5 protein-coding genes are annotated in these 8,572 nt (G+C 66.1%); 1 reads left to right on the forward strand and 4 read right to left on the reverse strand.

The features are described 5' to 3' along the window. The first annotated feature begins 1 nt into the window (after position 1). Positions 2-592: a TetR/AcrR family transcriptional regulator gene (locus tag CJ014_RS17375; RefSeq protein WP_100081747.1), complete on the forward strand. Its 591-nt coding sequence runs from the start codon at positions 2-4 to the stop codon at positions 590-592. 35 nt (positions 593-627) lie between these two features. Here CJ014_RS17375 and CJ014_RS17380 read toward each other — a convergent pair whose 3' ends face one another. The 4 genes from CJ014_RS17380 to CJ014_RS17395 all read right to left on the reverse strand — a co-directional run bounded on the left by CJ014_RS17380 (position 628) and on the right by CJ014_RS17395 (position 7,238). Next, the gene (locus tag CJ014_RS17380; protein WP_245427417.1) at positions 628-1,764 is read right to left on the reverse strand and encodes an alpha/beta hydrolase; all 1,137 of its coding nucleotides are present in this window, start codon (positions 1,762-1,764) and stop codon (positions 628-630) included. Between the two features lie 37 nt (positions 1,765-1,801). After that, entirely contained in the window at positions 1,802-5,110 is a 3,309-nt protein-coding gene (locus CJ014_RS17385) for an efflux RND transporter permease subunit (protein ID WP_100081749.1), read from the reverse strand. Beyond that, entirely contained in the window at positions 5,107-6,111 is a 1,005-nt protein-coding gene (locus CJ014_RS17390) for an efflux RND transporter periplasmic adaptor subunit (RefSeq protein ID WP_245427418.1), read from the reverse strand. Before CJ014_RS17390 ends, CJ014_RS17385 begins: the two co-directional genes overlap by 4 nt. A gap of 434 nt (positions 6,112-6,545) precedes the next feature. Further along, positions 6,546-7,238 carry an SDR family NAD(P)-dependent oxidoreductase gene (locus CJ014_RS17395; RefSeq protein ID WP_100081751.1) on the reverse strand — a complete coding sequence of 231 codons (693 nt, stop codon included), beginning with the start codon at positions 7,236-7,238 and terminating at the stop codon, positions 6,546-6,548. Between the last annotated feature and the right edge of the window lie 1,334 nt (positions 7,239-8,572).

The following is an 8,572-nucleotide window of genomic DNA, read 5'->3' on the forward strand; positions in this document are numbered from 1 at the left end:
CATGGCCGACGGCGCGCAGACGCACAACACGATCCTGGTGGAAGCCGCCAAGCTTTTCGCCTCCGAGGGCTATTCGGCGGTATCCATGCGCGACGTCGCCAACAAGGTCGGCGTTACGCCGGCCAATCTCTATTATCATTTTACCGACAAGGACACGCTGGTCCGGGAGACGCTGGTGCATGCCCTCTCCGAGCGGGCCGGCGCGCTCGACACCATCTTCAGCGAAGCCAGGCAGCCGGCCGAACGGATCGGAGCCTTCGTCACCTGGCTGACGCATCTGCTCTTCGAGGACGAGGTGTTCGCCCGGCTCGTGTTCCGGGAACTTCTCGACGGGGACGAGGGGCGGATCGCCTATCTGGCCACGACGATCTTCGAGCGGCCGTTCCTGCAACTGATCGACGCCACCGCCGGCGAGCGCCGGCTCGATGCCCGGCTGACCGCCGCCTCGATCGTCGCGCTGATCCTCGGCCACGTCCAGATCGCGGTGGCTCTCCCCTACCTGCAAGGCAGCGAACCCGGCCATGTCGACCCCGAAACCGTCGGCCGGCATATCGCTTCGCTGATCGAGCGCGTCCTTCAGCCGCCCGCTTGAAACCCGCTCCGCCGCATACCGCCCTTCGGCGCCCCTCACTGCCCGCCGACGACCTTCCCCGCCAGGACGAAGGGGCTGGATAGGGTGGCGCCGACGGCGTTGAACACGAAGGCGCCGGCCTGCCGCAGGCCGGGGCCCGGCTGGTTCGTGCCGGCAAGCTTGGGGTAAAGCGTCGCCAGCTGGGCAAAACGCCCGTGCTTGAAGTCGTCGGGCGCCTCCAGCTCCGAGATGTCGACGACCTGCACGCCGGCCTTCAGCGTGGCCTCCTCGACGCGGGGATCGTTGACGTCGAGCTTGCCGACGCGCGGCCGCTCGCCGGTCAGGAACTCCGAAACCCTGAGGGCGAGATCGTCGCGCGAAACGAGGATCGTCATCGGCGGCGACAGCGGGCCGATCACCGCCGTCTGCGCCCTGAACACGTCGACGTCGATGTCGGGCGCGGCGAGGATCACCTGCAGACGGTCGATGACGGCGTTCCTTCCGGTCAGGCGGAGCTGTCGTATCGCCTCGGCGGTCAGCCATCCGCCCATGCTGTGTCCGATGACCGTGATGTCGCTCCGGGTCTTCATGCCGGCAAGCGTCGTCAACAGCCCGACCAACTGGTCGCGCGAATAGGTGGCGGCGTCCTTGTCGGAAATGTAGCCCCTCACCTGCCCCTCGGACGGCCAGGCGAACAGGATGGGCGATCCGCCCTCGATGTCGGCGTCGGCCGTCATCTGCGCCAGGCGGAACAGCGCTTCCTGAAAGTTGGTGTTGAAGCCATGCACGAACACGCCGACGTCGGGCGGGCTGCCGTTGCGCGGTCTCGACACCTCCCGGGCGAAGGCCTCCCGCTTTAGTTCGCGATAGCCGACGACGGCAAAGTCCGTCGCCGGATCGACGTGCCGGTCGGGCCATTCGATGTTGCCCGGCTTGTGATGCGGCGGGATCGATATGGTGTACTCGGCATAGCCCACCTCCTCGGCCCGCCCGGACGTGAATGCCCGCGCGTTTGCCTCGTCGCGCTGCCGCGTGCTCGCCACGTAGACGCTGACGGTCCGGGCATCCGGGGCAACCGTCGCAGGCGTATCGAGCAGGTCCGGCCCCGGCCGCCCGGCGCAGCCGGCGGCAAGGGCGAGGACGAGGAGCAGGAGGAAACGAAGGCTGGACCGAGGCAAAAGCGATCGTTGCACCTTTTGTCCTCCACCATCCGCGAAGATCCGCCGCCGATCAGGCCTTAGCACATTCCGGGGCTTCCCCTCCAGCCGGCCGCCGCTTCCGCCTGGCGTTGAGATCGTAGAGGATCGGCACGACGAAGACGGTGAGGACCGTCGAGACGGCGGTTCCGAAGATCAGCGATATGGCCAGGCCGCCGAACACCGGGTCCGTCACCATGATGGCAGACCCGAGGATGATGGCGAACGTCGTCAGCAGGATCGGCCGGAGGCGCACCGCGCCGGCCTGCCGCACGGCGACCTCCAGAGGCAGCCCCTGCTTGAGGTTGTCCTGGATGAAGTCGATGATCAGCAGCGAATTGCGCACGACGACGCCCGACAGCGCGATGATGCCGATCATCGAGGTGGCGGAGAAATCGGCGCCGAGCAGCCAGTGACCGGGAAAGATGCCGATGATGCCGAGCGGCACGGCCGACATGACGATCATCGGGATGAGGAACGAGCGGTAGTAGGCGACCAGCAGGAAATACACCGTGAGCAGCGCGCCGCTGAGCGCAACGGTCAGGTCGCGGTAGGCGTTGAGGGTCATGCGCATTTCGCCGCCCCACAGGAGCTGGTAGCCGTCGATCGTATCCGGCTTGCGCTCGGCGAAGCCCAGATTGCCCATCCCGAGCGGCCGCCCGTCCGGCGCCGTCATGCCGTCGAGCCGCTTCTTGATGTCGAGCACGGCATAAAGCGGCACGGAATCGGCCAGTTCCGCGCCGACGAAGGTGACCTTCTCGTTGTCGCGATGCAGGATGGGCCGGTCGGCGAAGGCCGGCACGCTGGAGACCAGCTCGGACAGCGGAACGGCCTTGCCGTCGGTGTTGTCGACGAATATCCGGTCGAGACGCGTCGGATCGACGGCGAAGCGCCGCGGCACGAACGCCCGGACGGTCACCGGGTTCCGCTCGTCGGCGGGATGGGCCCGGCTGAGATCGGCGCCGCCGTAGACCAGGGAAAGCGCCTGTGCGACCTGCGCCGTCGAAACCTTGGAGAGCGCCGCCTTTTCCTTGTCGGGAATCAGCCGATGCTCCGGCACGTCGACCGGCTCGGTATCGGTGAGGTCGACGACGTCATATGTCGCCGAAAACGCCTCGCGCACCTCGCCGGACAGACGGCGCAACCCCTCGGGGTCCGGTCCGTAGAGTTCGGCCGACACCGTGGCGCGCAACGGCGGCCCCGGCGGGTCCTCGACCAGCGACACCTCGGCGCCCGGATAGGCGGTAAGAAGGCCATCGATCCTCGGCCTCAAGTCGCGCACGATGTCGATCGAGCTGGCGCTGCGCGCATGCTTGTCGGTGAGATTGACGCGGATTTCGGCCACATGGCTGCCGCTGCGCCCGGCCGTTCCCTTGAACAGGCCGTTGAAATCGGCGACGCCGGCTTCGCCGATCCACGTCTGGTAATTGACGATGTTCCGGTCCTGCGACAGCAGCACGGCGATCTTGCGGACCAGCCCGTCCGTCACCTCGACCGGCGTCGTCTCGGGCATGGAAACGACGATGTTGAAGGTGTTCTTGTTGTCCTTGGGCAGGAAGCCGATGGGAACCCCCAGGGACGACACGGCGCCGCCGACGCCCTCCGGGCGGACGAACTGCCACGCCCCCTGCAGGACCGAGCCGATCATCAGAACGGCGATCGCCAGCGCGAAGCCGATCCGCACGCAGCGGCGCTGCTGTAGCGGCGCGAACAGGCGGAGATAGAGCTTCTCCACCCGGCCCGGCGCGCCGTGATGCGCGGCGTCGTGCTCGTCGATATCGCGCACCGCATGATGGCTCAGCCAGCGGTTGGCCGCCCAGGGGACGACGATATAGGCCACCAGGATCGAGGCGGCCATGGCCGTCGGCACCGTCACCGCCACCGGGAAGAAATAGAGGCGCGGCATGCCGGTCAGCGCCAGCAGCAGCGAGATGAACACCAGCATCACCGCGAAGGTGGCGAGGTTGGTGGCATTGCCGATCTCGTTGGTCGCGTTGACCGTCGCGGCGATCTTGTTCTTCATCGCCCGCTTCGACCGGTAGTGGCGATGAATGTTCTCGATGACGACGATGGCGGCGTCCACCAAGAGGCCGAGGGCCAGGATCAGAGCGTAGAGCGTCACGCGATTGATCGTCACGCCGCCCAGGTAGTTGGTGAGGAGCGTCAGCGACAGGATGAGCGGCACCGTCACCATGACGATGGTCGCCTCGCGCCAGCCGAGGAACAGGACCAGCACCAGGCCCACCGTGGCGAGCGCGATCAGCAGGTGCTCCAGCAACTGATTGACGGCGTCGTCGGCTTTCTGGCCGTCGTTGCGGGTGACGACCACCTGGATATCCTTCGGCACGAAGGCGGCCTGCATGCGCTCGACGCGGTCGATCGCCGCGTTGGCGACGACGACGGCGTTGGTCCCCTTCTTCTTGGCGATGGCGATGGTGACCGCCGGCAGATCCGCCGAATGCGCCTTGCCGAAGCGGGCATCGCCGCGCCCGAAGGAAAAGCGGCTCAATGTCGTGACCTCGGCGTCCGGCCCGTCGGTGACCGTCGCCACGTCGCGGACATACACCGGTCGTCCCTCGGAAACGGCGATGATCTGGTTGCGGACGTCGTCCGCCGAGGTGAACGAGGCCGACAGCTTGATCGCCTCGACCTTGCCGTCCCGCACGGTGGATTGCAGCGGCAGGGACAGGTTGCTGGCCGAAAAGGCGGCATAGGCCTGGCCGAGGGTGACGCCGAAGGCCTGAAGGCGGTCGGGATCGAGCTCGATGGCGATCTGCCGGTCGCGGCCGCCCTTGACGCTGACCACCGATATGTTCTCCGTGCTGCGCAGCCGGTCCGCCATGCGCTCGGCCACCCGGGCAAGGGCGTAGTCGTCGTACCGGTCCGAGGCCAGCGTGAAGGTCACGATCGGCACGTCGTCGGCGTCGACGCTCTGCACGGCGGGCGTTCCGGCGTCGGCCGGCAGGCTGCTCCGGCTCGCCAGCACCCGGTCGTAGAGCTTGATGAGCGACGCCTCCTTTTCCTGGCCGACCTTGAACTGCACCTGCACCAGGCCGACGGAATTCAGCGCCGTGCTTTCCACGTGATCGACGCCGGGAATCTCGTTCACGATGGCCTCGAGCGGCATCACCACGAGTTCCTCGACTTCCGCCGACGAGGCGCCCGGCAGCGTCACCGTGACGACGGCGGCCGGCATGGTGATTTGCGGATTTTCCTCGCGCGGCGTCTGAAGGATCGCCATCACGCCCAGAAGGGCGACCGCGACGATGAACACGATGGTCAGCTTGGACGTTATGAAGGTCTGAGCGAGGCGGCCGGCGAAATTCAGGCGGGGATCGGTCATCGGGCGCTCTCCGCGACCCGGATTTCCGAGCCGTCCCAAAGCGTGTCGTTGGCGGCGGAAACGATGCGCTCGCCGTCCGACAGTCCCGCCACGACCTCGACCCTGTCCTCGATCGTCCGGCCGGTCCGCAGCCAGCGGAACCGCGCCACCGTGCCGTCGAGCACGAAGGCGCCCTGGAGGCCGCCGCGCGTCACGATCGCCGCCCGCGGCACCATCAGCGCCTGCCGCATGCCGAAGACGATGTCCGCCCGGCCGAACATGCCCGGCACCAGACGCGGATCGGCCGGCAGGACGACATTGATTTCATAGCGCCGCGTGACGTCGTCGCCCGACGGGACGATGCCGCGGATGCGCCCCCGGAACGCGGCGTCCTTCAGCGTGTCGATCCGCACGGACACCGGCTTTTCCGGATCGATCGCCGAGAGATTGCTTTCGGACACGTAGGCCTTGAACAGCAGCACCTCGCGCGATTCCACCGTGAGAAGGGTGGCGCCCGTCGTCGCCATCTCGCCGGTCCGCCGGGCAACGGAAACCACCACGCCGTCCACCGGGCTGGTGATGCTGGCATAGTTTTTCTGCGCCTCGGCGGCGGCAAGGGCGGACTGTGCCTTGTCGAGCGTCACCCGGGCTATGTCCCTGCGGACCTTGGCCTTGCGGAACGTTTCCTTCGACACCGAATTGGTGCCGACCAGAGTGCCGTACATCTCGACCTCGTGCTCGGCGTCCTGCAAATCCTCCTCGCTCGCCTGCACGCCGGCCCTGGCCTGGCGGATCGCCTGGTCGATGTCGGTAGGATCGATGCGCACGAGAAGATCGCCCCGCGCCACCTTCTGTCCCTCGCGCACGTCGAGCTGCTGGATGAAGCCGACGACCCGCGACGACAGCTCGATCCGGCCGTCCGAAATGACGGAACCGGCCACCGTGTAGGTGATGGGAGTGGACGTCGCCTCCACCTTCAGCGTTGCATATACGGGTGGTTTTCCTCCGGTATTTTCCGCCATGCCCACAGTCGTCGAGACCAGCATGAGAATAACGGCCAGAATTAAAGCGATGCGGAGAAACCTTCCCATCTCGCATATCCCTCGTTTGATTGTCCCGATCGATGCGCAATCCTGCTCCCCGCGACCGGCGCGGCACGGCGGGAGGCGCAACGACGGGAAAAGCCGGCGACGCCAACATCCGCGGTCACATGCCGCGCCGGAGACCGCGCGGCGTTCGGACGCGGCATCCCGTTCGGCAGCCAGCCCCCTGAACGCGGCTCGATAGTCGACGATGTGCATGGATAACCGTAATTACTGAACGTTCGTTAAATTTGATAGAGCGGAAGCCGTCCGAACGTCAAGCGTGAAAATCGACCGGATGGGTGACCTTCATCTACCGGCCGGCCGAAATGCCGGCGCCGGCCGCAGATTTCCCGGGCGCGCCCTCGGAGGGCTCAGTCCTCGGCCGAACCGCCGTCGTAGCCGAAGAACTGGCCGGATGTTTCGAGCGTCAGTCCGTCGATCACCTCGATGATGCCGCGGGCGCTGTCGGCGAGGCTGAGCGCGGCTTCGCCGCCGTCCGGCGCCGGGCCGACCGCGCCGGGATGGACCAGCGCCACGGCGACGCCGGCCGGCTTGAGGTCGCTGGCCAGCGACTGCATCACCTTGACCACCGCCGCCTTGGCCGCCTGGCGGGCATCGGGGTCGAGCAGGTCGAGGCTGCGGACGTCGCCGATCGGCAGGATGGTGGCGATCTTGCCGCCGCGCGTCATGTTGGACAGCGCCGCCTGCGCCACGAACAGCGGTCCGGTGGCGTTGACCTGCAGCGTGGCGCGCAGGCCGCCGCCGATCATGTTGCCGGCCGGCGCGAAGCCGGTTCCCATCAGCATGCCGGTGTTGTTGACGAGGATGTCGATTCGCTCGGACAGCCGCGCCGCCAGGTTGACGACGGCGCTGGTGGAGCGGACGTCGAGGGCGATCAGCCGCATCCGGTCGGCATGGGCCGCGTAGAGCGCGGCCAGCGCCTCCGGCACCGTCGGCCCCGGCCGGTGGATGGCCAGCACGCGCGCCCCGCGCGCGAGATACTGGCGGACGAGCTCCAGGCCGACGCCGCGGCTCGCGCCCGTGATCAGGACCGTCGGTGTCATGGCTCCCTCCACTCGAAAAACCGGGCCGGCGCGCGAATGTTCCCTCCGCTCCAAGGCACGACGGATCCGCGATCGCCCGGCGTGGCGGCGGCCACGCGGACCGGGCGGCCGGCATCATGGCGAGCCGCTCAGACTTGCGCATGAGTGGAAAGACTTATCGGGAGATTACGATAGTGGATGGAACGACGGCTGAGGATTCCCGGCAACGCCAAACCGCCGTTTTCGGCTCCGGAGCCTGATCGTCAGAGCACGGGAAGCACGGGCACCGAAGCGGCGCAAAAGGTGCATCTCCCATCAGGCTCGGGCCCCGTTGTCCTTTTTGGAGCCCTATGGCCACCGGGTGCCCTTTTCGGCCCAAGGTCCTCCGCCTTCGCGGAGGATGACAGAATTATATATGGGAAACAGATAGATAACCCATCCATAGATTGTCATTCTCCGCGAAGGCGGAGGACCTCATGCAGGAAAGAACGAGCGGCGAATATAGGCCTCCAACCAAACCGGAGCACTATCTGGCATCGTCGAGCTTACGACTTACCCCTCTCCCTGGTCCCTCTCCCACAAGGGGCGAGGGGACGATGGGATTTGCCGACCCATTGGTCTGAACGGGCGCGTTTTCCAGTAATGGGTAGACCTAAACCGCGTCCCCTCGCCCCTTGTGGGAGAGGGACCAGGGAGAGGGGTGGCCCGATATCAACCGCGTTTCGGGATGGCGTCGTGGCGATCGAGCGGTTTCCTTCTGACCGGTGCCCGATATTCGCCTTGGCGCCCTTTTCGGCCTGAGGTCCCCGCCTGCGCGGGGATGACAGATTTATATATAGGAAACAGAGCGGTAGCGGCTCGCTCGGGTATCCATCAAGTTGCCATCCTCCGCCTGCGCGGGCATCTATCAAGTTGTCATCCCCGCGAAGGCGGGGACCTCAGGCAGGAAGGGGCGAGCGGCGGATATAGGGTTCTCCGAGAGAGAGGCGCGATCGATATGTGCCTAGCGCCCCTTTCGGCCCGAGGTCTTCCGCCTGCGCGGAGGATGACAATCTATATGATTGTTTTATTTATATAATTCGCCAATCGAAGGGCCTCGGGCCGAAAGGGCGAGAGGTCGATATATGACACGCGTACAAGAGTGGGAGCTATAGCGTGAGCGCGCTATAGCGTGTGCGCCAGAGCGCGTGGGGTAACGCCCTATGTGACTGTTTCCTAAATATAATTCTGTCATCCTGCGCGAAGGCGGAGGATGGATTCACGTTTGAAGCGCAACAGTGAGGAAGTCTTCGAATACCTCGGCTGGGGTCCTGTAGCCAAGGATCTTTCGTGGACAGTGGTTGTATTGGTGCATG

Origin of the sequence: Pleomorphomonas carboxyditropha (genome assembly GCF_002770725.1) — a bacterium.
GTDB classification, from domain to species: Bacteria; Pseudomonadota; Alphaproteobacteria; order Rhizobiales; family Pleomorphomonadaceae; genus Pleomorphomonas; species Pleomorphomonas carboxyditropha.